Origin of the sequence: Vibrio penaeicida (assembly GCF_030689305.1) — a bacterium.
Classification (GTDB): Bacteria; Pseudomonadota; Gammaproteobacteria; order Enterobacterales; family Vibrionaceae; genus Vibrio; species Vibrio penaeicida_B.
In genome coordinates, this window is the sequence record NZ_JAUYVM010000005.1 from 161,216 (window position 1) to 185,530 (window position 24,315).

The 24,315-nt window shown below is 43.4% G+C and carries 23 protein-coding genes; 11 read left to right on the plus strand and 12 right to left on the minus strand.

Annotated elements, in window-relative coordinates:
• Window positions 1–196: 196 nt before the first annotated feature.
• From Q8W40_RS10390 to Q8W40_RS10400, 3 genes are all read right to left on the minus strand, one after another.
• The gene (locus tag Q8W40_RS10390) at window positions 197–2,260 is read right to left on the minus strand and encodes a tRNA(Met) cytidine acetyltransferase TmcA (protein WP_305397079.1); all 2,064 of its coding nucleotides are present in this window, start codon (window positions 2,258–2,260) and stop codon (window positions 197–199) included.
• 168 nt (window positions 2,261–2,428) lie between these two features.
• Entirely contained in the window at window positions 2,429–3,403 is a 975-nt protein-coding gene (locus Q8W40_RS10395) for a ParB/RepB/Spo0J family partition protein (protein WP_305397080.1), read from the minus strand.
• Window positions 3,404–3,406: 3 nt separating this feature from the next.
• Window positions 3,407–4,627, minus strand: a complete 1,221-nt coding sequence (locus Q8W40_RS10400; RefSeq protein WP_305397081.1) for a ParA family protein — start codon at window positions 4,625–4,627, stop codon at window positions 3,407–3,409.
• Between the two features lie 1,658 nt (window positions 4,628–6,285).
• Between Q8W40_RS10400 and Q8W40_RS10405 the strand changes: the two genes are divergently transcribed.
• Window positions 6,286–8,262 carry a replication initiator protein RctB domain-containing protein gene (locus Q8W40_RS10405; RefSeq protein WP_305397082.1) on the plus strand — a complete coding sequence of 659 codons (1,977 nt, stop codon included), beginning with the start codon at window positions 6,286–6,288 and terminating at the stop codon, window positions 8,260–8,262.
• A 425-nt stretch (window positions 8,263–8,687) separates the two neighbouring features.
• On the opposite strand, the gene Q8W40_RS10410 is transcribed toward Q8W40_RS10405, so the two are convergent.
• Genes Q8W40_RS10410 through Q8W40_RS10420 form a run of 3 tightly spaced genes read right to left on the minus strand, consistent with a single transcriptional unit; the run spans window position 8,688 to window position 10,923 of the window.
• Window positions 8,688–9,143 (minus strand): transcriptional regulator, encoded by a 456-nt coding sequence (locus Q8W40_RS10410; protein WP_305397083.1) that lies wholly within the window; start codon window positions 9,141–9,143, stop codon window positions 8,688–8,690.
• Window positions 9,140–10,075 carry an ATP-binding cassette domain-containing protein gene (locus Q8W40_RS10415; protein WP_101111896.1) on the minus strand — a complete coding sequence of 312 codons (936 nt, stop codon included), beginning with the start codon at window positions 10,073–10,075 and terminating at the stop codon, window positions 9,140–9,142. The genes Q8W40_RS10410 and Q8W40_RS10415 overlap by 4 nt, the downstream gene beginning before the upstream one ends.
• Window positions 10,072–10,923 (minus strand): ABC transporter ATP-binding protein, encoded by an 852-nt coding sequence (locus tag Q8W40_RS10420; protein WP_101112004.1) that lies wholly within the window; start codon window positions 10,921–10,923, stop codon window positions 10,072–10,074. Before Q8W40_RS10420 ends, Q8W40_RS10415 begins: the two co-directional genes overlap by 4 nt.
• Window positions 10,924–11,356: 433 nt before the next feature.
• On the opposite strand from Q8W40_RS10420, the gene Q8W40_RS10425 reads away from it, so the two are divergent.
• Complete coding sequence (locus tag Q8W40_RS10425; protein WP_101111897.1) at window positions 11,357–11,554, plus strand: PA3496 family putative envelope integrity protein; 198 nt, start codon at window positions 11,357–11,359, stop codon at window positions 11,552–11,554.
• Between the two features lie 168 nt (window positions 11,555–11,722).
• Here the strand turns inward: Q8W40_RS10425 and Q8W40_RS10430 are convergent, their stop codons facing one another.
• Window positions 11,723–11,974 (minus strand): hypothetical protein, encoded by a 252-nt coding sequence (locus Q8W40_RS10430; protein ID WP_305397084.1) that lies wholly within the window; start codon window positions 11,972–11,974, stop codon window positions 11,723–11,725.
• 110 nt (window positions 11,975–12,084) lie between these two features.
• Here Q8W40_RS10430 and Q8W40_RS10435 point away from each other — a divergent pair, with 110 nt between their 5' ends.
• The 6 genes from Q8W40_RS10435 to Q8W40_RS10460 all read left to right on the plus strand — a co-directional run bounded on the left by Q8W40_RS10435 (window position 12,085) and on the right by Q8W40_RS10460 (window position 16,663).
• Window positions 12,085–13,785: an ABC transporter substrate-binding protein gene (locus tag Q8W40_RS10435; RefSeq protein WP_305397085.1), complete on the plus strand. Its 1,701-nt coding sequence runs from the start codon at window positions 12,085–12,087 to the stop codon at window positions 13,783–13,785.
• A 96-nt stretch (window positions 13,786–13,881) separates the two neighbouring features.
• On the plus strand, window positions 13,882–14,661 hold the full coding sequence (locus Q8W40_RS10440; RefSeq protein ID WP_305397086.1) for a GNAT family N-acetyltransferase: 780 nt from the start codon (window positions 13,882–13,884) through the stop codon (window positions 14,659–14,661).
• The gene (locus tag Q8W40_RS10445) at window positions 14,654–15,127 is read left to right on the plus strand and encodes a GNAT family N-acetyltransferase (protein WP_305397087.1); all 474 of its coding nucleotides are present in this window, start codon (window positions 14,654–14,656) and stop codon (window positions 15,125–15,127) included. The genes Q8W40_RS10440 and Q8W40_RS10445 overlap by 8 nt, the downstream gene beginning before the upstream one ends.
• A gap of 4 nt (window positions 15,128–15,131) precedes the next feature.
• A complete protein-coding gene (locus tag Q8W40_RS10450; protein ID WP_104400867.1) occupies window positions 15,132–15,485 on the plus strand; it encodes a MerR family transcriptional regulator in 354 nt (117 codons plus the stop codon).
• A 59-nt stretch (window positions 15,486–15,544) separates the two neighbouring features.
• The gene (locus tag Q8W40_RS10455; RefSeq protein WP_305397088.1) at window positions 15,545–16,123 is read left to right on the plus strand and encodes an NAD(P)H-dependent oxidoreductase; all 579 of its coding nucleotides are present in this window, start codon (window positions 15,545–15,547) and stop codon (window positions 16,121–16,123) included.
• A 72-nt stretch (window positions 16,124–16,195) separates the two neighbouring features.
• A complete protein-coding gene (locus Q8W40_RS10460; protein ID WP_305397089.1) occupies window positions 16,196–16,663 on the plus strand; it encodes an ASCH domain-containing protein in 468 nt (155 codons plus the stop codon).
• A 41-nt stretch (window positions 16,664–16,704) separates the two neighbouring features.
• On the opposite strand, the gene Q8W40_RS10465 is transcribed toward Q8W40_RS10460, so the two are convergent.
• The 3 genes from Q8W40_RS10465 to Q8W40_RS10475 form a co-directional block, all read right to left on the minus strand.
• Entirely contained in the window at window positions 16,705–17,268 is a 564-nt protein-coding gene (locus tag Q8W40_RS10465; RefSeq protein WP_305397090.1) for a hypothetical protein, read from the minus strand.
• Window positions 17,269–17,270: 2 nt separating this feature from the next.
• On the minus strand, window positions 17,271–17,789 hold the full coding sequence (locus tag Q8W40_RS10470) for an RNA polymerase sigma factor (protein WP_305397091.1): 519 nt from the start codon (window positions 17,787–17,789) through the stop codon (window positions 17,271–17,273).
• A gap of 66 nt (window positions 17,790–17,855) precedes the next feature.
• Complete coding sequence (locus tag Q8W40_RS10475) at window positions 17,856–18,770, minus strand: DoxX family protein (protein WP_305397092.1); 915 nt, start codon at window positions 18,768–18,770, stop codon at window positions 17,856–17,858.
• Window positions 18,771–19,185: 415 nt separating this feature from the next.
• Between Q8W40_RS10475 and Q8W40_RS10480 the strand changes: the two genes are divergently transcribed.
• The 3 genes from Q8W40_RS10480 (at window position 19,186) to Q8W40_RS10490 (ending at window position 21,489) form a co-directional block, all read left to right on the plus strand.
• On the plus strand, window positions 19,186–19,905 hold the full coding sequence (locus Q8W40_RS10480; RefSeq protein WP_305397093.1) for a class I SAM-dependent methyltransferase: 720 nt from the start codon (window positions 19,186–19,188) through the stop codon (window positions 19,903–19,905).
• 119 nt (window positions 19,906–20,024) lie between these two features.
• Entirely contained in the window at window positions 20,025–20,435 is a 411-nt protein-coding gene (locus Q8W40_RS10485; protein ID WP_305397094.1) for a hypothetical protein, read from the plus strand.
• Window positions 20,436–20,709: 274 nt separating this feature from the next.
• Window positions 20,710–21,489 (plus strand): SDR family NAD(P)-dependent oxidoreductase, encoded by a 780-nt coding sequence (locus tag Q8W40_RS10490; RefSeq protein WP_305397095.1) that lies wholly within the window; start codon window positions 20,710–20,712, stop codon window positions 21,487–21,489.
• Between the two features lie 100 nt (window positions 21,490–21,589).
• Here the strand turns inward: Q8W40_RS10490 and Q8W40_RS10495 are convergent, their stop codons facing one another.
• Window positions 21,590–22,963: a nicotinate phosphoribosyltransferase gene (locus Q8W40_RS10495; RefSeq protein WP_305397096.1), complete on the minus strand. Its 1,374-nt coding sequence runs from the start codon at window positions 22,961–22,963 to the stop codon at window positions 21,590–21,592.
• Window positions 22,964–23,153: 190 nt separating this feature from the next.
• The gene (locus Q8W40_RS10500) at window positions 23,154–24,158 is read right to left on the minus strand and encodes a LacI family DNA-binding transcriptional regulator (RefSeq protein WP_305397097.1); all 1,005 of its coding nucleotides are present in this window, start codon (window positions 24,156–24,158) and stop codon (window positions 23,154–23,156) included.
• Window positions 24,159–24,315: the final 157 nt, after the last annotated feature.

The following is a 24,315-nucleotide window of genomic DNA, read 5'->3' on the forward strand; positions in this document are numbered from 1 at the left end:
TCGTTGAAATAATTTATTTTTCACGCTAAAAGAAGTGATATGTTGACAGTGGATTTGGAACAAATATTGAAATTTACAGTGTAAATTTCAGAATGTTAGCGTTTTGCATTGTTGTATGAGCTTGACTACAAAAGAGCATATATAGCAGTCTACGTACATCAAAATCCGCAAGACTATGAAAATAGAAATTTACTCTTTACGATTTACACTGTAAATCATTGAGTGCAATCGACACTTGCTCACGTAAGTATGCGTCTAGCGCTTTCCTTCCAGTGAAACCGTACAGGTTCGAAGCCTTAGTCCAAGTTTGACGTTGCAAAAATAGAGTGATCAGCGGATAAAGCGATACTTGGTGAGATTGAGACAACGTAGAAACCAGCCATTCACTTAAGATGTGACTGATAGATTCCTCACCATTTCCACCATCAGCGTAGCGAGACAGCATTCGAAATTGATGATCAGATAATACCTGAGTCTCCGATTGCCATTGCATAAAGAACTGAGAAATCAATTCCGGCTCAAGTGTGTTTAATTCTTTAGACAGCTGCGAAACAAAGTTTTGTTGCCAATATTGAATGGCATTTCTAAACCAAGACAACTGAGCAATTGGGCGCACCATAATGACAGAGTGGCAACCACTGGCTTGATCTCTTGTATTTCCAATTCGAACGACTTGATATTGATTTTCTTGCCAGAAGCGGAGCAATTCATCCGTTGCGCCAAAGCTGGTGGACAAGTACTGAATGTCATCTAAACGAGCATGTAGCTCAGACAGCATCTTTGCGCCAACCCCTTGTCTTTGAATTTCAGGATGAACCGCGATTCTCATCACCCTCGCGCTCTTCTGCTGTGCCGCTTCATCGAACCCTAAATGGTTAGCAATACTTGCCGGAACTAAATGCCCTTTTGGTCGTCTCTTACCACTCACAATACCGGAAATCACCTCCAAAGAAAGATTGCCCTCCCTTATGACGGTGATAACGCCAACCAACTTGTCGTCTGCCACCGTGAGCCACAATTCGACATTGCTGTCATTGAGTATCTGAAATAAATCATTAGGGGTCGTTTGATAATGAGCATTAACCAAAAGACCAAAACAACGTTTAAGAAGGGCTTTGTCTTTAACAAGATCGTTTTTATTCTGGCGAGAAAAAGTGAAATGCTTATTATCCATCTCCGATGGCATACTGATTTTTTCAAGATCAGCATCCAATAAAAAGGCATCAAAAAGCCAAGATTCAACTGGGTCATCTTCCGCCCATCGAATCGGCTGATTCAAAGATATGGAACGCCACCCAGCACGATGTTGCTGTAGCCATTGAGTAAACTTAAGTGTAAAACCTCGCCCGCATCCTTCATACCCATGCACGGTGGTCGAGAAGACCATTCGGTAGTAGCGCTCAGTCATACGAATAAGAAGAGGAATAGGAACTGCCGATGCTTCATCCACAATCAGTAAATCGCAATCTGGTAACGTCGATAGCAATTCATCTGGAGCAATAAAACGTATACTGCTCCCGTTTGCCTCTTCTACAATATGCTTGGTAGTGTGAGTTTCGAGACCAAGTTGTCGTTGAGCATGTTCAAATATAGGCGCGATAGCGCTCGTCGAAGGTGCCGTAACAAGGATCTCAACTTTACGGATCAGCATCATTTTTGCCGCCGCAATACCAATTGCAGAAGACTTCCCTCTCCCTCTGTCCGCCGTCATAACAAGTGGTCTTTTACGCTTTCCTGTGAGTACCTTTTGAATGGCATCAACCGCCATTAGTTGGTCTTCATATTGGATAGCACTCGCTTTTTGCCGTTTCTCTGGAAGCGTAGGTATCTCGACTGATGGATCTATTTTAATGGCACTTGCTAGGTGGGCTCTCAGCCAACGCGTTCCTAAATTATTCTCCAATCTATGAAGGTTAATCAAGAAAACAACTCCGCCACCAACAACAGCACCGCAAGCTGCGGTAAAACTATTGGCATCGAATCCGTCTGTACAATCGTAGATGAGCGCCCTCATTTCTGAGCCGAGTAATTTCGTTCCATGCTTAAACGGCTTTGTAGTGGCTCCGCACAGCGGTTTCCCTCCTAGCTTATACACATTTTCTTGGCTTGAGATTATGTCTTGGCTAGAGAGTATGTTTTTAATCGCTGGATTTAGTATTGTCTCGACCCACTCCTCATCCCCTGACACCTCCACCAAATAGCGATGTCTATTATGAACGGCAATGTCAAAAAGCTGGGTAATGTAGTCCGAATGGGTCACGTAAAACCTGCATCAAATAATCTAAGATTGGGGGCATGTTATCAGTGATCCGACGACAAGCTCAAGGAGGCAAATGTGGAAAGAGCTCCCTATTACGCGTTCCTCATTACAAAAGAAAAAAGCCGCTTAACAAAGCGGCTTTTCGAAACAAGAATGGACGACGGTTCTCTAAGAGAGTTTTTCCTGCAAAAAGGCTAATATTTCGTCCATCGTTTGGCTATCGACCTTTTTCATATTCAAAGAAAGCGCATTGCCTTTTCTCGTGTAGCTTACGCGACCTTTCACTAAATCCACTTTTTCAGAACTTGCTGCTTTCTTACTTGGAGACAGTTCTTCGATCCAAGCTTCAAGCTGCTCTGTCACTTCTTTAGTAATACGGCTAACCCCTTGGGTTTGCGAACTTTGCCATACATAACCGCTTTTTCCGTGACACTTTTTCAATAACGATTTCTGCTGATCTACCGTGAGCTGGAAAAATTGTTTATGCAGTTTAACAATGGTTGGGCGACCTAAATCCCCAACATTTGGGTAAGCACGAAGTAATTCAAGCGGGAGAGCAGCAGCCTTCAAAGCGCCACTCACTAAAGCTTCACTGCATTGAAATAACGCTGCCAATGCTTTTTGATCTGCCGCTTCTTTGCTGTCCAATTTCGCCTGCATTTCACGGCCACGCTCATACAACGATAACGGCTTATGGGCATTCGCTACATCAGATAGAAACTTAGCGTGCTCTGTTTCAATATTTTCAGCAACGTAAATTAAGAAGTCTCGTTTGGCCAAAATACACGACATACGACGTCGGCTACCATCAAGAACTTCAATCTTTCCATCACGAGTACGACGACCAACAGCGGGGTATTGCTGCCCTCTTTCTTCCAAGGTTGTTAAGATATCGGAAAGCGCGTGCTGGTTGAGGAAAGACTGCTCACGGGCATTTTGCTCAAATACCAGCGTGTCTGATTCCACTTTATCTGCAGGAATTTTCACAAGTTCAAACGAAACCAAATCCTGACCCGCAACGGCAAGTTCGATAAACTGCGCCTTTTCTTTGGCAGCAGTTTGAGCTTCTTGTGGAGATGTTGCTCGGCGCTTATTCGCTTTACCAAACAACTTTGCATTCAATTCGGATGTTTTCAGTGCCATAAATTAAGACTCCTGATTGAGTGATGACCAGTGACTGTGCATTACGCGCTCTAATTCCAATGCGCTTTTTTGGACGGCATCTTGCGCCGTAGAAAGGGTTTTCTTACCCCCTTCAAAGTCTCCGACCGTTAAGTCAAATACTGTGCTGTAGGTATCAGCACAAGTTTCAAAAGCACGGCTACGAGGAATCGTCGCCATCATCACTTGTTCACCTAAAAGATAATTCATTTCTGTAAGTACAGAGACTTGTTTTTTGTTGTCATCTTCAAACATAGTAGGCATTAAGCGAACAAACTCAAGCCCCTTCCAATCGTCTGGGAACATTTCGTAAACCGTTGGAAGATGTTGGAAAAAGTTAACAGTAGATGCCCAATCCAACCTCTTCGCTGCACAAGGGATCAAAAGTGCGTTAGATGCGTACATCGCATTCCAAACTAATGGATCGACATGTGGACCGGTATCAATCATGACGATATCAAACTCGTCCGCAATTTTGTCTATCAGTTTCTCTTTTAGCAAGCGGACAATATCCAAAGACGCATCTTGAGATAAGCTCTGCCATGCTTCTGCATTAAACATGGCATCTTCTGGGAACGCTGAAATCGTCTTCAAATTAGGATACTGGGTAGAGAGCAAAACGTTCTTTTGTAGAAACTCCGTATCGACCTCTACACCGTCAGGAACGTTATCAAGCATAATATCGACAGCAGAATAAATGTTGACATGCTCTGTCACGCTAATTTGAGGGTTAAGAAATAGTCGTAACGAACCTTGGGGATCAAGGTCAATCAAGCAAATACGGTACCGCTTATCCAAATTCAGAGCTAAACAAGCAGCTAGGTGAACGGCAGACATAGACTTACCTGTACCACCTTTCTGATTTTGTACGTTAACAATCCATGGTTTGTTATCGCCATTCTTCTTGCGTTCATGGAACTTAGGAATACCCGCTGCATCCATCAACATATGTGCTTCTTGAAGAGAGATCGAATAGTGATTAGCATTATTCTTTGTGAACTGATGCCCGTTCTCTTCTAGCTTCCCGATAGCATCGTCCAGTTTGCGCCTTGTTAAACCCGAACGAGTCTCCATCAACGCTTTCGACATAGGAGGAAAATGATCGTCACTGCGTTCTTCTAATACTATTTCAATTCGGTCGGCTTGAACTTGTTGAGTCTGTTCAGCCAACTCGATGAGATTTTCTATTGTTTTTTCTCGTTTCATCTTTAAGCATCCAAACGAATTAACTATTTTGCATTGTACAGCATTACCTAACTTAAACAATAAAAAGGTGAACACGTACTTTTGAGCGAAATCACATTAAATAAAGCTATTTAGACGAATTCCCTGAAAAAATCAAAAATTCATGATTAAAAAGACACGTAACTAAACTTACATACAGGGTCAGATTTAAAATGTTACAGCATCACTTATTTACACTGTAAACGAAATCTAATGTAATAAAACTGCAAAACAAAAATAAATGCCATAGAAATACTGACGGGAAATTTTCAAACAAAGAAAAATACCAGAGTGGAAAAGCCGAAGCCCAGGATTTAATTTTGTTAGAAAGCTCCTATTCTTCACACGCTAACACCTTCGAATTGGCTGTCGATACAAAAAAGCGAACTATTTCTGAGAAAGTATGATTTTCAATACAGCCGTATCAATCAGTTCAACAAATCCCCGACAAAGGTGATTGCAACCTATTGGATTTCAAAAATATTCTCTCACAGAGAACGGGAAAGATAGAAACCAAACCTATATTTGTACCCAAGCTACCTCAAAACGCAGGATTCAGATGTCTATCGTCCGTTTCAATTTAAGTGTCTCTAGTCAAAAAGAAGTTGGTATCACAAGCCCTTTCCAATCTCTTTGCCGAAGAAATAGGACAAAAGATAAGCTCCGAGGGGCAAGTTTTCTTGAGTCTAAAGGAGTAACAAGACCTTTTGACCCCATGAAAATCAACGGAACGATTATTGAGCGCCCACAAATTACGGGGGGTGTAAATTGAATTTACGGTGAGAGATGTCATGACTTATTCTAAGCAGATATCAAGATAGGTCCGTGATTACAGATGCATGATCAAGGGAGCACTTCTTGATCATGCTTTCAGGCATAAATAGCCATTTAGGAAGCATGATCATGGAAAATATTGGTGTAAATACCAATTCATTGCTAACCACCTCACACAGATCCATTTCGGATCAATGATCAAGTTGTATTCTTCCCTCGGAAGCATGAAAATTATCGACCAACTTACAAAGAGTGTAGATTCAATAAGGCATCGCTTATTTCTACTAGTGGTAGAATCGTAAAAATAGTGTAATCCAATGGACACAAACGTTTAGCGATAAAACCTTGATCATGCTTCGGAGAGAGTGGGTTGTGGAAAAGTTGCGGTGCTTTGTTGTTTACAGTGCCATTTCAATCGAATTACAAAACAAATGCGGCTGTTCTTGAAATTCATACTTGATCATTGATCCGTATCATCGGTTATTTTAATGACCGAACGAGATGCCAAGTGTGGATAACTTGTTAAAGCTCTTTGATCATCGTTTCATGAAGTACTTGATCATGGGTTCGATCTATTGATGATCATCGTTTCTAATTTTTTTGATCATGCTTTCAATAACTTAATGATCATCGTTTCGAGGTTTACATGATCATGCTTCTGAAAGCCAAAAAATAAACACATTTCTTTTCAATGACTTATGGACATATTTACGCCCAGATCATATGATCACTTAATCAATTTAGATCAATTAAATCATAAAGATCAGTTTTTTAAAGAGCAGTAATTTTTTCTTTATTTATGAATAATTTTTCTTTACTCTTTCGGAAAGATAGCAGAATTACGGTCAAGCGGCCATGGATAACAAATGACGTCTGAAGAGAAGATCTTAATCAAGCATCCCAGGAATCATAAAGATGGGCATCTGTTTTTAGTTAGCGAGCAAGTCGTTGATTGGATTGAACAGTACCAACACTTCAAAGGCGTCACGAAAAGCATTGTCGAACTGTTGAACTTAATTTCGCTTCGCGGCTTTTCCAGTAAAGATGGATATGTCTCTACAACGGAGTTAGTGGAAGCCACTGATGGAAAACTCACACGAGCAGCCATCCAACAGCGCTTAAGAGCCGCAGTGAGCATCGGCTTGTTTACCCAAACCCCTGTTCGTTTTGAAGAAGGGCTGGCTGGAAAAACCATGCTCCATGCCTTTGTAAACCCAAGCCAATTGATTTCCGTTCTAGGCGCGACCAGTTTAATGACTGAGTCAAGCAAGCAGAATGAAAAGCAGAAACGTTCGAAGGCATTGGCTCAAACACAAGTCAATCGCCGTTTGCTCAATGAACACGGTTTGAATATCCCCCCAGCGATGAAAGACGAGTCAGAGCAGTTTGTCGTATCACCCACAAACTGGGCTGGAATCATCGATCAGGCGCTCGCGCCACCACGCACTCGCAAGAGTTACCAAAAATCGATGGTTTCGATCTCGGGGAGTCGAGCGGTGATCGAGACACGATCATCAAAAAACATCATGACCGTAGACGATCTGATGACCTTGTTTGCCTTGTTCACGCTTACCGTTCAATATCACGAGCATCATCAGGAAGATTATCAGATGAATGCGCGTCAGGTGCCGAACAAAACGCCTTTGTACATCACGGATATTTTGGCGCTGCGAGGCAAGAAAGACAGTGGACCTGCGCGTGATTCGATCCGCGAAAGTATTGATAGGATCGAATACACCGACTTTCAGCTTCATGAGCTGACCGGTCGCTGGATGAGCGAGAACATGCCAGAAGGCTTTAAGAGCGATCGTTTTCGTTTTTTGGCCAGAACTATCACTGCATCGGAAGAAGCACCTTCAGAGGACGCTGCGGGCGAAATACGCATTAAACCGAACCTATACATCCTGGTTTGGGAGCCATCGTTCTATGAAGAGCTCCTCACTCGAGACTATTTCTTCTTGTTCCCACCAGAAATTCTTCGCCAACATACGCTTGTTTTCCAGTTGTATTCGTTCTTCCGTAGCCGCATGTCACGCCGGTTTACCGATACCATGCTACTGAGTGAATTAAACCTGAAACTGGCCAGAAACATCGAGTGGCGCCGATTCTCTATGGATCTCTTGCGTGAACTTAAGCGCCTGTCAGAAGGGAAAGGCACCGAAGACATGTTTGTGGTAAACCTTTGGGGTTATCACATCACCGTGACCAACATCGAAGAGAAGTCTAAGGTGGTGGATTACCAACTTGATATTAAATGCGATGTCGAAGAAGTGCTTCGTTACTCTAGAGCGCGCACCACAAATGCCGGTAAGCGAAATATGGCACCGACGTTGCCCAACCCACTGCGCCACGAAATGGTGTCCAAACAAAAATTAGAAGAACTTGCCGAGATCATCGATGGTGAGTTTGAACCGATCCAGCGCAAGCCCTCATCGCCAAAGGGAAGGTTAGGGCGCAGAGTGAAGCTACGAAAACACCTTGTAGAGATCAATGCGGATGAATTGACGATCACTCTATCTAAATATACCTCTCCAGAGGCTCTAGAACGCAGCATAACGGCTCTTTCCGCTATGACCGGGCATTCTCCCGGATCTATCCGTGAAGAGTGTCAGGAGCTTATAGAGAAGCTTGATTGGCTTCGAGTGGGTGAAGATGTCATCCCATACGAGGTTTTGAGCAAAACCATCGAATTGTTCAACGGTCAGCGTGAGGTTAATCACCTGTCGATTGAAAAGCTCATCAGAGGATTGGCAGTGCGCAAGAAAGTGTGCAAGCAAGTTTTCGAAGGGCACATCGATGAGTTGGTGATGCGCACCTTGGATGAAGTCGCCACAGGTGGCTAACCCGTTCGCGTCAAATGAATTCATTAAGGTTTTGATAAGTTTGACAATACTCTGACAAGACGACGTACTGATCGGTTTATTCTCCCTCTCGAAATGACAATACTTGTTGTTCTTTCCAATGGATTAATAAATGGCTCAATTGTTCATTCAAACAATGAATTACTTTAGCAGGTTGAAAAACCTGCTATTTTTTTGCCTAAAATTTGAGAGTGACCAAGCGTTGAGCTGCGTTGAAACGAAGGATAAAAATGAATTTCTAGGAAAGAAAATGAACTTAATAAATTGAAAAATATGAATTTATTTCGGTTGGTTTTCGAGTTTCGGGAAGAATGATCAAGGAAATGGATTGATCATATTTCTATGCTTGATCATCGTTCCGAAGAACCGATGGTAATCTCTATTCATCCTTGATCATGCTTTCGAATTTATGATCCATTTCCGACGGCTAGATTTAAGTTCTGCTGCTGTTGAGACATAAACTCCACATGACATTGGATCTGCTTTTGAGATTCTTCAGTCCAGCCTAATTGATTGCACTGTTCCAGCATAACGACGATTAAGTGGTCGAGCCTTTTCAAACACCAATGCTTTAAATCTATCTCTGCTTCTGGGTTGCAAGAGACTGCTTGAAGCTTGGCATAAGCAAAGTTTAGGTACTCGTAGCTTTTTGTTGGTGACTCTTCTCTTTTGTAGTGCTGAAATATTCTTAAGCATCCATCCAACCAGCAGGCTATTGCCTTACTTTGCTCGTCTGTGATCAAAGGACCCCAAATGGCTTCCGGTGGCTGGAGGATCAGTGGAACCAGCGGCTCCACTTGATCATGTTTCCCAGATTGATACCAATCAGAGACTTCGGCTTGCCAAGCCTCTAGGGAGATCATGCAGCGCTAGTCCACTGTCTTACAAAGTGGTTATCGCCAACTTGATCGTATAAAGGTTGTAAAATACCACTAGTTGCACGGATCTTGTCGGCATCTTGAGAGTAGTTCGGCTCAGATTCAACCAAGTTGCCAAACGGAAGATCAGGATCTGGCACCGCAGAGATAAGCAGCTTGGTGTACGGGTGCTGAGGGTTAGTTAGGATTGAGTTAGTGTCGCCCCACTCAACAATCTGACCTTTGTACATTACCGCGGTCTCTTCCGCGATATAATGCGCTGTCGCCAAATCGTGCGTGATGTACAAGAAACCAATGCCAAGCTCTTCTTTCATTCGTTTCATCAAATTCAACACACCAAGACGAATTGATACGTCGAGCATTGAAGTAGGCTCATCAGCCAAAATCATTTCCGCGCCAACAGCGAGTGCTCGCGCCAAGTTAACACGCTGTCTTTGACCGCCGCTCAGTTCGTGTGGGAACTTTTTAAGCGTTTCAGCCGGCAACTCGACCAAATCTAGCAGTTCTTGCAGCCTTGCTGGAATCTTAGATTTGTCGGCAATTTGCTTGTGAATCTTAATTGGGCGAGTGAGGTGGTGCTCAATAGTGTGTGTTGGGTTTAACGAACCAAACGGGTCTTGGAAAACCATTTGTACTTTACTGCGGTAATCGAGCACGTCTTTTCGGCTCTTAATATCGTTGATATTTTTACCGCGATAAAGGATTTCACCTTCGGTAGCTGGGTACACTTTGGTCATCAAACGAGCACAAGTACTCTTACCACAGCCAGACTCGCCGACCAGCGCTAAGGTTTTGCCTTTGTACAGGTTAAAGCTAACACCTTGCAACGCTTTAAAGGATTCGACTTTTGCAAAGCCGCCGCCAATATTGAACTCTTTAGTCACGTTGTTCAATTGGATGATTGGTTCGCTGCTCATACTGGCTCTCCTTGCTCATTCTTATTACGCGCTTCGTGAATGTTCGGGAACGACGCCCAAAGTTTTTGAGTGTATGGGTGCTGTGGATTGTTGCGGATTTCCTTCGACGTATTCACTTCCACCAGCTCACCATGGCGCATAACGGCTATGCGGTCGCACAGTTGACTCATTAAGGCCAAATCGTGGGTGATGAAGAGCACAGAGAATCCAAACTCTTCACGAAGCTGATAAATCTGCTGTAGGATTTCGCGCTGTACTACCACATCCAATGCGGTGGTTGGCTCGTCCATAACAATCATTTCTGGGTTGAGAGAGAGCGCGATAGCAATAACCAAACGCTGACGCATGCCGCCACTGAATTGGTGAGGGAATTCCGTTAGACGTTCACGTGGAATGTTCACCAGATCAAGTAACTTTTCAGCGCGTTCTTTCGCTTCTGCGTCGCTAAAGCCTTTGTGATGACGCAAAACGTCTGCAAATTGCTCTTGAACCGTCAAAACTGGGTTGAGTGAGTTCATTGCACTTTGGAAAACCATCGCGATTTCGCTCCAGCGAAGCACTCTTAACTCTTCATCCGATAAACGAATGATATCTTTGCCTTTAAACCAAATTTGTCCACCTGAAATATAGGCAGGCGCTTTGTGAAGACGGTTTATAGCAAAAGCAATCGTACTCTTACCACAACCGGATTCACCAGCTAGACCAAAAATCTCGCCTTTACCGATATCAAAGCTGACAGACTTAACCGCATTAAAGTCGCCGTTGTCGGTAATGTAATCGACACACAAATCGCGTATCTGAAGAATGGGTTCAGGGTGAAACGCCTGAGGGTGTTTTGACTCACTCATAACAGCTTTTCCAGGGTAGAAATGATATTGATTATCATCGCCCATAATTTCGCATTAAAAAATAAGTCAGATAGAAAAGGGTGATAAAGGTCATGTATATCTAGGGGTTAACTTTTACAAAATGCGAGCTACTTCAGTTTATTGATTTTATAAAAATATCAATGAGTCCATTGTTATAAAGGTCAGCAAGAAGTTGTTCACTTTACGAGAACAAGAAAAGAATGTGTGGGAAGGGCAGAGCAAAAATTGCAGCGAATAGTTCTTCAAATCTAATACTACATAGGCAAATTATCAAAAAATTAATTGTAAATGCAGAGACATATTTCAGGAAATTTTGTATCTGTCACATTCTGTATTTAATTGTCTTAACAAGCTCAATTGCCTTTGTTAAAGATTAGGCGTCCCTGATATAGAAGGTGTTTTGGAGGCAATTATGTCTATAAATTCTATTGACCACTCTGAGATTTCAACAATAGCTGAAAAGTGGGACTTTAAGGATGAAGTCACTGAAGCGAAATCTGACCACAAACGCAAATCGGCAGAAGCGCGCCGTCGGATTGAAATGCTTCGCGAAATTAAGGAAAGCGGCTTAACGTTGGAAGAGGCAGAAGAACTTGGCTTGCTTCACTAGCATATAAGGTCTTCATTAGGTTTCAAACCAAACGAAGCCGGAGCGCTTTTATCAAAAAGTGTTTTCCTGTGTTTGTACCCAAGTAACCACCTCTGCGTTACTTGGGTATTGTTCTATGGCTTGGGTGCTGTTCCAATACCGTTATTTACACTGTAAACTTTAATCAAGCTAGTGTAAGAGCCTCAGGCTCACTAATCGCTTAAGTGTTAGTATTCTGCGCATTGCAGTGGTCTTTGATGATGCATTTGAGACTGTTGCTGCCCCTTCGTAGTTCATGCCTATATCTTTGAGCATATGCTGGCTTTGATGAGGTATCTCCGCATATTGCTGACGTACTTTCTTTTTCCAAGCTCGTTCTTCTCTTTTCAATTCAGCTTTCACTAGCCAAAACGCCAAATGGATATATATAGACTGATTCATACGTGGCTCCCTTACTGACTTTTCTGATCTTCTACTCTCTTGCAGATTCTTTTATTATCGAGATTAAAAGATGAAGAAAAATGGAAATTATTTAAAAGGATTTCACCTTTATGCGTTATTGGATAGCTCTGGCGTATTTTCGAGATACATTGATTACGGATACGTGGAAAACCGTATCACTAGACGACATTACTCAGGCATTAGACTGTACTCGTCGTAATGCCCAGTTGGTGATAAAGAGGCTAACTGAAGAAGGTAGTATTGGTTGGAAACCTGGAGTAGGGCGCGGAAATTTACCTCAAGCAATACTCCTAAAGTCGGTCAATGAACGAGTTGAACGCTACGCCAAACGTCTGATGAAAGAAGGGAAATCGGAACAAGCCATCGCTCTTATTCCTGTTTGCGAACGTGATCAGTTTATTGTTGAATTTGTAGCGCAATACCAAACGGGAGTAGGGGATGAGCATATTCTCCAAGTGCCGTTTTATCGAGGAACTCACAGCCTAGATGTTATTGGTGTATCTCGGCGTTCGGAAGCGCACATTGCCAATCATTTGTATGCCCATCTTGTTTTTTGGGATCACAGTGCTCAAGAGTATAAAGGTGATCTCGCTCATTATTGGGAAAAAACAGATCAAGGCACGTTGTTTTACTTGAGAAAAGGGCTGCGCTTTCATGATGGTAGCCCCATTCTAGCGAACGACATTCGTCGGCATTTTGAACGTTTGATGAGCTCATCTCATTCAACCAAGGCTATATACCAGTTTATCGACAAAGTCACTGTACATGATGACTGGCGCATTGAATTTTCGAGTAAAGCGTTACCGGATTTGATTCCTAAATTACTCTCTTCATGTGTGATGGGAATTGCCAAAAAGGACAAGGGACGCGTTATTGGATCGGGCCCTTTTATACTGCAAGAACAAACAGAGTGGCGAACGCTATTGAAAGTCTTCCCGTATTATCACGGACATCGCCCTTGGATCGATGGTGTAGAGATTTGGAATGTGGGCGACAAAGCCAAAGATTTCGAGCTTAATAGTGATGTTGTGCATGGTGTCCATCTCCAAAACCGTTCCAGAGACGGCTTTGAAGAAACAAAACAATGGGAGCAAGGGTGTATTTATGCCCAACTGAACCCGAATCGCCTTGCGTGGATGAAAAAGCGGTCACATCGAAAATGGCTTCAGCATGTGATTCGGTCCATGCCTTTACCTGAGGTGACTTGGGGAGAAGAAGTGTCGCACGCAGAAGGCATGATGAAGTCACCGGTATTCGAAAAGGTGAACCCAGGTAGTCTTCCAACTAAGCCAGAGGTTTTACCTTCAGCCCCTTTGCAAATATTGACCTATCAGCTCGGCATTCATATTGCTACCGCTCGGCAGGTTTATGACGCGTTGTCGTCGCTAGGTGTCGCGTGTGAATTGAAGATACTTGAGTTTCCGGAATTCGATGTGATTGAAACTTTAGTGAAGGCAGACATTATTGTGAGCGGGGAAGTGTTTGAAGAAGATGCCGAACTTTCTTGGATATCTTGGTTTCTCAGCACCAACACCAGTAACGCCAGCTTAGTACCCAAATATATGGATTGGGTAAAAGATAAAGTAGTGTGCGCTATGCAACTCCCTAACAAATCGCAAAGGTTAAAACTACTAGAGCAAACCGAACAATCGCTCGTAGCCAAAGGGTTGTACCAGCCAATTTTTCATATTCGGCAAGATATGAGTGTTTCCGACAAACTGACCATGGCCACACTTTTACCCAATGGATGGATAGATTTCACGCAAGTAGTGATCAAAAACAGCGGATAGACTTTACATTGTAAATTGGCGTTAATATCTTGTATTTAAAACAATAGTATGATGCGTTAGTGATGTACCCCGTGTTCAGGTTAATAGGGAAATACAATGGACAAAAAAGCAGTTTTAGCGCAATACAATCAGTTTGAGCGAATCAACATTAATCTAATGGGGTATCAGAAGCACCAAACAATGGAAGTGGTTCGTTTGGTGTCAGATAGCCCCGATGGCAGTCTTATTTCGTATTTTGATTTAAATGATGCCAACGTGAATACAGCCATTGATATTGAAGTGGATTACTTCAATGCGCTTCAACGCAGCTTTGAATGGAAAGTCTACGATTTTGATTCCCCGAGCGACATGGGAAAAAGATTAGAGAAGAAAGGATTTGTTGCAGACGATCCTGAATCCTTTATGGTGTTGGAACTCGATACCATTGACGCTCACCTCCCGGTATCTGGTCGAGTTGTTGAAGTCAGTGATGATGAAGGTATTCGAGATGCAATTACTGTCCAGGAGGCCGTTTGGAAAACCGATCTTAGTGGACATTTCGATTACCTCAGCAACTTCAAGCGTACGCAGCCAGACCAAATCACTATTTATGTGGTGTACGACAACAATGAACCTGTGAGCTCCGGTTGGATAACCTATAATGGTGAAAGTCCATTCGCGGGTATATGGGGTGGCAGTACATTGGAAGCACACCGTGGAAAGGGCTGTTATACCGCACTTTTACACCAACGAATCAACGACGCTAAACGCCGCGGGATTCACTATCTCACCATTGATGCGTCAGATATGAGCCAACCCATTGCCGAAAAACACGGGTTTCAACAGCTCGCTATCACGACCCCTTTCAACTACGACATTGAAAACGAGAATGAATAACGTCGATGTCGTTCCTATTTCTTCGGAAGATACGGCGCATAAGGCATTGCAGCATTCATGTTTTCAAGCGTTAAGAAATGTATACTCGCCGCGCCAGACTGCACACCCGATCCAAACAATCCGGACCGATAATCATCAAGCTTTTGGTGCGTTGATTCTGGGAACGCTTGTAGGGAGCTTAGAAGCCCAATTCGATGGTCACTCCGTCAGTATTCAATCTGTCGCTGTTGATGATCAGTACCGAAAGCAAGGTCTTGCCGGAAAGATGATCAAGGCGGTAATGGGATCTTATGCTTCTGCCCAAAGAGTTTCGCTCTGGTGTGTCGAGCAAACGGGTAATGTATCCATATTTGAGAAAATAGGCTTCAAGGTCACGCAACGTATTGAATCTGATATCTTAATCCTTACCGATGGTAGCCCTGCCATTGAAGTGCAAATGACAATCGATGTAAAACGAAAGGAATAACTCAATGCTTATCGGACAAGTGTCTCAATCCACAGGCTTAACCACCAAAGCTATTCGACTGTACGAAGAAAAGGGGCTTATTCAGCCTCCCGCTCGTCGAGGTCGTTATCGAGTCTACTCTGAAGAAGACCTTGATGTGCTTCAATTGATTGTCGAAGCAAAGTCACTTGGAGTGACATTAGCGCAACTGAAAGGCGTGATTACTTATCGGGATGGTGAAGTGGATTGGCAAAAAGTGCATCAATTTTTGTTAGAAGTTAAAAAAAACCTACAAGTTGAACTTGATAGAGTGCTGAAAAATATAGAAAAAATAGATAATTGCATCGAGTCTATGGATTCTTGCCCAAAAAGTCGTTGACTCTGCCCTTAAGGGTAAAGATGTAATGCATGTCTGTTAAGTCAAATGGAAATCAGACAATGAAAAAAATACTGTTACTTAATGCCAATCCGAAGTTATCCAGTTTTGCTAAACTGCTGACCGATTCTTATGAAGTTGAAGCTAGAGAGAAAGCAGAAGTTCGTCGAATGAACCTGTCAGAGATGGAGTTTAATCTCAGCTTGGACACTGGTTACGATAGCGATCAGCCACTAGAACCAAGTTTGGACGCCTTTCAGCAAGCGATCACTTGGGCGGATCATATCGTGGTTATTTCCCCTATATGGTGGGGAGGAATTCCGGCCAAGTTTAAAGGGCTGTTAGATAGATCCATCCTACCTGGCTTTGCGTTCAAGTATGAAAAGGGCAGTGCAGAGCCTGCTCAACTTCTAACAGGAAAGACGGTTCGACTCATACTCACAATGGATGCACCGGAGGAGTATTTGGAATATCAAGCGAAACCCGTTTTGGATCAACTCGATCTATTCACATTCCAATTCAGCGGAATGTCACCGGCAAAAGTCACTTTGTTTGGATCGATAATTGGTTCTGATGAAGCTCAAAGACAGCAATGGCTAACAGAGGTCGCTGAATTAGGGGCTTCTGAATCAGTGAAATGATTAATCAACAAGAAAAACGAGTGGCAGTGAGACTGAGTCTGCTGCTCGTTTCTGCATTATTAAAGGTACCCAATGACACCGACTCAACACGCTTTCTTAAATCAATATCTTGATACCTTGCCTAAAAGCGAAAGAGACACTATTCCCCAAATTACCGCTGAGTATTTTTGTGCCGACGAATACAACGCCAATGAATGTGCGCGCTTAATCAATGAGGGTACTAAAACCGCTTCATGTAGCTTGAAACAAGGCTACGATATCGAAGATGAACCCTTGCCCGTTGTTGGGCGCTTGACCCTAGTCTTAAACTGGAAAGAAGAACCTATTTGTATTGTGAAGCTAACAGACGTTTCTCTTTGTCCGTTTGAGGAGGTAACCGAAGAGTTTGCAAAAGCCGAAGGCGAAGGAGACGGCACCTATGAATGGTGGCATACCGCGCATGTGAACTTTTTTACTCAATATGCCAAGGAAGTCGGCGCCGAGTTCAATGACTCGTCGGAGTTAGTACTGGAAAGGTTCGAAAAAGTGTTTCCTTTGTAGCTTTCATTTTTAACGTAACCTGTTAGCCAAGTTCGGAGTATTTAATTGGCCAAACCAATCAATAACCCGTTTTCTTCCCAAAGTGTTACGCTCACGCCGTCTATGTTAGCTTGGTACTGCTCAATATTCGCGGTTATACCATCGGGTTTTTGTGCTTGATACAACGTGTAAACTTGGTTGTTTTCTCGGTTTTTGACGCTTATCTGCGCGGCAATTTTTCCTTCAATACTGCAATATCGCGCCCCCAGTAATTGCCAATCCTTTGCTGGAAGTTGCTGTGAGGCAATAAGAGAAAAATCCAGCCGATTGAGATACTGGGCGATATCTTCTAGTGAGTGACTGGCGATTTCCATTTGCATTTGGCTGTTATGGTTGTATGCAATCTCAGCCGAGATGTCGAAGTATCGGCTTTTTATAGGAAGCAGCAACGCTGCAGATAACACCAATACGAGTAACATTGCGGCCACTGCGTATGGAAATACCGTACTCTTGCGCTTGTTTGCTTGTGTTTGAAGCTTATTGAGTTGCTCGCTAGACAGGCTTTTTTCACCGTAAAATTCAGAGAGACCTTCTTTTAAGGTGGGTGTACTTTTCTGCTTATCCATTCTTACGCCTCCCGTTCCACCAGATGTTCAAATTGCTTCACCAGTCTTTTTCTTAACCGACTCAATCTTGCGAGCAGTGTGCCTTTAGGTGTTTCTGTCATGTCGGCAATCTCTTGAATACTCATGCCTTCTATTGTCCATAAATACAAAAGCTCTCGCTCTTGGGGGCTGACTTGGTCCAGAATCATGGCGACATTTTGTTTATCAATATGCATTTCTTCTAGCGTTTTAAGGCAGTGACTCTCTTCTTCCAATGACGATTCTATCTCGGTAATGTCTTTCACGAGCTCAAATCGCTTTCGCCGGTATTGATCAATAAAAGCGTGTCGAATCACCTTCATCATATACGGTTTGCAATGAGCGTGATTGCTATTATTCGATAAGGATTTTTCGCAGCTGTGCTGAACAAGATCGAAAGCTTGAGTTTCGTCGTGGCAAAGCGAAAAAGCATAGCGGAAAAGTTGATTCAACAACGCTTCATCGAAGGTGGCTTTTGCTGGACGTTTAAATAATCGAATCATTTCATTGAGTGGCTCACCAAACACTCTCACGGCTGATGAGCTTATTTCCTTATACAGATGATGATTTTAAACAGATGGTGACTTTAAAAGCTTGCCATACCCCAATGCGCGTTTTGTTCGGCGAATAAGATCGGGTGCTGCAAATCGTTCTCCACCGCCAAGCTTCACAAGTACAAGACCCGCTGCCGCCAGCGCAAATTCCCGCTTGAAGCCATTTAAATTGGCAATGACACCCTTATCGACACTGATTTTTGTTGCCATAAACCAAAGCATGACCGCCACAACAGCGATGGCGGCAATTTTGAGTGCTCTTCCCTGCCCGAGAACAAGTACTACGCCGAGGAGAGCCAAAACCACTTGAGGCGTTGCGAAAGTTGGGATTTTTGCGTAAGCACCAAAAAAGCCACCCACAATGAAGGTCAAGCCAAGGGAAAATCGCAGCAAAAGACCAAGAGTATTCCAATCCACATTTTGAGCAGACTCGGAGCCGTACCCCCTACGCAGATCGATACTTTTGGCTCCCGCACCTAGGTTAAATAAAACAAACATCATGCCCGACAGAGTAATGTCACGGATCTGAACGAACAAAGCGGGGGAGGTGTACGTTTTTACACCTACGGAAGCCCCTGGCACCGTATCGACAGGAAGAGAGAAAACAAACGTCCAAAGCAATAGCCCATAAAACAGCGCCAAAGGTCGAACCATAAAACCAACAATAAGTGCGACCCCTGAAATGAGCTCAAAAGCAGAAAGGGAGGTGAGGAAAAACCACGGTGTCAAAATGCCGTTACTGAACAAATAATCTTGGAATAGTTCGTTGATGTAGCCAGTAGTGCCCATGTAATTCGCCACCATGCCGGCTTGCTTGGTAGTTGAAAGCAATAAACTGAGCTTAGATAGCCCCCCAATGACAAAGACCAACCCCAGGCCGATACGAAGAAACAGCGCTGCCTGCGCAAAATGCGAGTGTTTTTGTTCCATTTTGATTCTCTTCTTAGTGAGTAAAAGTATGTACTTCACTCTATAAACGAATCAGATTGGATTTTGATTGCATAGAATGGAAAAAAAGAGAAGATATACCCAAGTGAACTCAAGATGCTTGGTTCAGCGAGAATTAATTGGCCTTCAGGTAAGGCACTGGCTTGAAGATCTAGTAAGTCTAAATCAAGAGTCGGTAACGAAGCATGAAAGCCAATTAAACTCGCCTTTGGGAGCACATATTCTGTCCCACTTCATCGTCAAAGAACTTGGAAAGGACCAGTCATTACGCTGCGTTCCTGATTTTGAAGTAGAAAGGCTTGAATTAGACCAGAATATGAGGCTCTGAATCCTGCATCTTGAGGTCACTTGGGTATAGCCACCTCTCTCCCATTCTTCTCTTGAACACAGGGCTTCTATGAAATCGGACATGTACACCAAACACGCAAAAGAGTACGCAAAAGCAGTTGAAGACAATATTTACAACGCGAATTTCGAACGTCCTTCTACATTGGCATTAGTTGGAGATGTGAGTGGGAAAGCGGTATTGGACTTAGGTTGCGGATCAGGTGAGTATGCCAACCACTTTCTTGCCGAGGGGGCTGCGAGTGTCACCTGCGTGGATGTGTCTCAAGATATGATTGATATTGTTCAATCAAGGTTTAAAAACAAAGTATGCGCTTACTCTCAAGATCTCTCTGTTGGTTTGCCTAACGAAGAAAATAATAGCGCAGACGTTGTTGTGTGCCCGCTGGTGGTTCATTACCTAAAAGATTTGGGTGCGTTTGTTAAAGACGTTGCGCGTGTTTTGAAGCCTGGTGGTGTTTTTGTTTTTTCTACACATCACCCCATGGTGGATTTCAAATCATCGCCATCTGGTGACTATTTCCGATGTGAATTGATTAAAGAAGAATGGAATACACTCAGCCAGCCTGTGGAAGTCTCTTTCTATCGCCGCTCACTCACCGACACGTTTAACGCCATTACTCAAAGTGGTTTAGTCGTCGCCCAATTTTCAGAAGGGGAGGTGACTGAAAAAGTAAAAGCGCTATCGGAAGAGAGATACCAAAGGCTGAGAACTCGCCCTCAATTTATGTTTGTAAAGTGTCAACGTAGGTATCCTTTCGGTAGCGATTGAGTTGGAAGCGTTGTGATTCAAAACGCTGAAAAAGTAGCGTGTTTACTTTTGCCTGATTTACTGAGGAAAGAATATGGCACCGAATTACTTCAAGTATTACTGAGTTGGAGAGAAATCGATTGAATAAAATATTTGTATGCCTTTTATTTCTACTGTCTGCGTGTGTAAACGCCGATTCTAATTACTCCATTAAGGTTATGAACTATCACGACTTCGGTCCACCTTCACTAAGCGGAAAATTGTTAGGTGTTGAATGGTTTCAATGGCAATCTCATGGAGACTCTAAGCCGAGGAATTATCCTGTTAAAGTTGTTGTATATGAGGGGCACGAATTAGAAAAGGTCGAAAGTCTATATCCCGTTAATTCAGCAAAAGAACAGGACTTTAGATATGTAACTTTTGACTCAGCGGTCGACTTTATTGATTCCTCTCTAACCGACTTGAAAGTGCTTCAAGATGAAGGCGCACCTGTGGCGAATGTTGTTAGTAAACTTGAGAAAACCAAAGATACGCTTTCTCAGCGTAGATAGAATTGGAATGTATTTTTCTGAAAATTCGCTTCCAATTTTGTATTCATACCGGCTTCACTTTTAGCGGTGACAGCCGGTTTCACCTCTTCATACCATTTCTCATCTTTGATTCCGTCAATGCCACACCTGTTGCATTTACCTCCTCCTTGCAACGCTACATAGATTTCTAACTTCTCTAAAAACTCTATTTATTAAAGAGTTGTTCGATTTTTCTATCAGGAACACTTTTTGACTATTGAGGTATGAATAAACCAATAAACAGAAAGGAAACTTTATGTCTCTGAAAGGAAAAACAGTGCTCGTCACAGGTGCGGGGAGAGGGATTGGCAAAGGTATAGCAACGGAATTTGCCAAACTCGGTTGCAACTTAGTGATCGCCGATATCAATGTCGACAACGCCCAAGCGACGGCAAAAGAGTTGACTGGTTATGACGTTGAGACACTGGCTCTGCAAAGTGATATTTCAAAATGGGAGGATGTGCAAAGCATGGTATCGAAAGCAGTAGAACGCTTTGGAACGCTGGATATAGCGGTAAACAATGCTGGAGTTATCAGCATAAAGTCTGTTGAAGAATTAACTGAAGAAGACTGGGACTTTGTGAGCAACGTGAATGCCAAAGGAGTGTTCTTGTGTTGCAAAGCTGAAATTGCCGCCATGAAAAAAGCGGGAAGTGGGCGAATCATTAATGTTGCTTCTATCGCGGGAAAAGAAGGCTTCCCTGATTTGGCGCACTATTGCGCATCGAAATTTGCAGTGGTCGGGTTTACCAATTCGCTGGCAAAAGAGGTGCAACGCACAGGAATTACAGTGAATGCGATTTGCCCGGGCATTGTGCCTACTGCTATGTGGTACGGACCGGACGGGTTAGCTGAGCGCTGGAAGCTGGAAGGTGAAACCATGGAAGAGTCTTGGGCGCGGCATCAGGATATTTTAATCCCTCAAGGCGTTGGTCAAACACCGGAGGATATGGGGAAACTTGCTGTGTATTTTGCTCAGGCAGAGCACGTGACGGGTCAGGCAGTGAATGTGGACGGTGGATTTACCTTTCACTGATCTCCCGCTTTTGCTTATCAGGTTCGGTAGAGTAGAGATTGGAGAGAAGAGAGTTGTTGCCACATTTAGGTGTGGCAACAACGAGTACATGCCCTGACAATCAGGCGCAGGTTTGGATACGCTCGCGAATGTCTTGCAGCGTATGACGTTTAAGTACCTGCCCGTCTTTGAATACCACTTGAAGCGCGTTTTCACGCCCGTTTAACTCGTCTTCACGGACTGTTTCCCAGTTGGATGCTTCGATAACGGCTAATCGACCTTTTCGAGACGCTTTATTAGGATCGGTCGCCGGATCTTTGAATACATCGTGCCACTTCCCATCAATGCAAATGGCAGACGCTTTCATGGCAAACTTCATGGTGTCTCGGTTTACCTTTTGTAGCAGTTCAGCACCCATGCCAAACGCCAAGTTATCGGCACTGATTTCTTTGGATTTAAGTTCGGAGAGAATATGTTCGATGGTGGTTTGAGAGATCCCATCGCCTTGAATGACTCGAACGCAATCTGGCAACATACGGAATCCTTTTTTGTTTCTGTATTCCCCAAATTTAGCCATTAAGCGCTCAATGGTTTGCGCCACAATCTCGACTGGATTGCCCGAGTCGGGGCGGACAACCAAGGTTCCACCACTGTTTTCGACTTTGGCTTTTAACTCGTCTCCCCAAATATGATCGATGGCGTGGAACAGGTCATAACTGTCGCTCACAACCGCCACTAAGCTTCCAGGTTTCGAGAATTGGTCTAGCATGTTTTGGTAGGCTAAAGATTCGTTTTTCTGCCCCCACGCCGTTATGGTGCTATGTTCGGCTGCGGGGATGGAGTATCCGGCAATGTCTTCGTTGTAGTAGCGTTTGGCATAAACCAATGCAGAAACGGTGTCCGTACCCATAAAGTTCAATAGATGGGCCAAACCACCTATGGATGCCGCTTCATTACTTGCCGCGCCACGAGCGCCAAAATCGTGAAGCTTGAAAGGTAGCCCGTCTAGGTTGTCTGCTGTTTCTTTTAGATAACGTTGAATAATCGATTTAATCGCGAAAGATTTACTGGCGACAGTGGTTGGGTACCAAACCGCTCTCAATAACGATGTTTCAAGGTAGCTGGTTAACCACGCGCATTTGGGATCCGTATTTTGAATTTGCACCAAAGGCGTACGCGCAGGCACAACACTGCCCTCTGGGAGTGCTTGGATTTCAATTGGTAAGTAGCCTTTATGCGTTTCTAAAATATATTGCCAGCCCTCTTCATTGAAGGGTTCACCGTGCGCCGTTAATACCGCTTTTGCTTCATCAATGTCTTCTTGAGAAATGGGGTGTGACAAATATTGGTCAAGAAACATTTGCAAGCCGAAATACACACCTTGTGGGTATTCACCGCCACGGGACTCAATGTAGCTTGAGACGAATTCAGTCTTTGGCGGATATTGAAGGTAATGGGAGGCTTTGTACGAGTCGGTATTCAAAATGATGTTCATGAAACGATAACCTGTGCTGCCTAGGTATACAGACCCTAGGGGCTGAGAAACAAAAATGAAATAAATGAATGAATTCGATTATGTGTATGTCAGTGATGAATCGCAAGTCATGGTGAGATGTCTTCTGATCAGTGTCCGTTTTATTACCTTCAAATTCGTAATATCGTCCAAAGCCTTGAAGCCATAAGGGTTATACCCCGTTGATAACCAATTCCGGTTTGACTTTCACCACATGATTTCCAGTATCACCACGTTCCCATAGTTCGAACGCCAAATGGATCATTTCTTGTACGTTTTGCCTTACCATAAATGCGTTATAGGGCACGTAGGCAAGAAAGGGGTGGTAATCGAAACAGCCAATTATGGAGCGGCGGAGTGGGTGGCGTTGGTTTTCTTGCATGAATTGAATTATCCCTTCAAAAGCAGTGATTGAATTGACGAACACGCCAGCAGGGGCAGGATGAGAAGGTGAAAATATGCGCTTCGCGGTTTCATGTACATCTTTAGGTTGGTAGCCTTCAGCGTAGATACTGCAAAGATCGTTAGGAAGATCCGAGGTTGCTTGTTTAAACCCTCTGATTCGCTCTTTAGTGGCGTAATCATCCAAATTACCGCCAATGAAAACAAGGCTTTGTGCTGAATCACTTTTGAATCGATCGCGAATGGCGACCACTAAATCAGTCGCACCCGAGAAGTTATCGGTCACAATCGAAGGTGCTTTTGTTCCCGGTAAATCGAGATTGATGTGCGGCACACCAGCTTGTGTACACAAATCGCTAATGGCATCTGGATCGGTTGCGCCCGCAATAAATAAGGCATCGACCGAAAAGGAAATCAACGTTTCTGCGGTTTGCAGTTCGTCGGATGACTCACGTTCCGTGGCGATAACAATGGGGCATAAACCTCGACTCTTGGCACTGTGATCGAACTCCTGTGCTAATGAGGCGAAAAATCGGCTATCGTGTTGCGGAATTAACAAACCAATCATGCCAGATTTAGCGGCTCTTAGCCCACGTGCCTGCATGTTAATGTAATACCCTTTTTCTCTGGCGAATTGTTGGATATGCATGGCTTTCTTTTCAGAGATCCGCCTTGCTTTCCAAGTCCCATTGAGTGCAGAGCTAACGGTTGATGCTGAAATTTCCAGTTCTTTGGCAATGTCATAAATGGTGGTTTTCTTTTCTGACTTGCTCATCGCGCTTCCTTTCTTGTTTGTTAACGTCGCATTTTAAAAAACGTTAAAAAAATAACTATATATTTTTCAGTGGATTACTAAATTGGTGCTTTCTTTTTTATTGTCGTATCAATAGTGAGGCAACCATTTTTTCAAAGTATACCTTACTATTTGCACT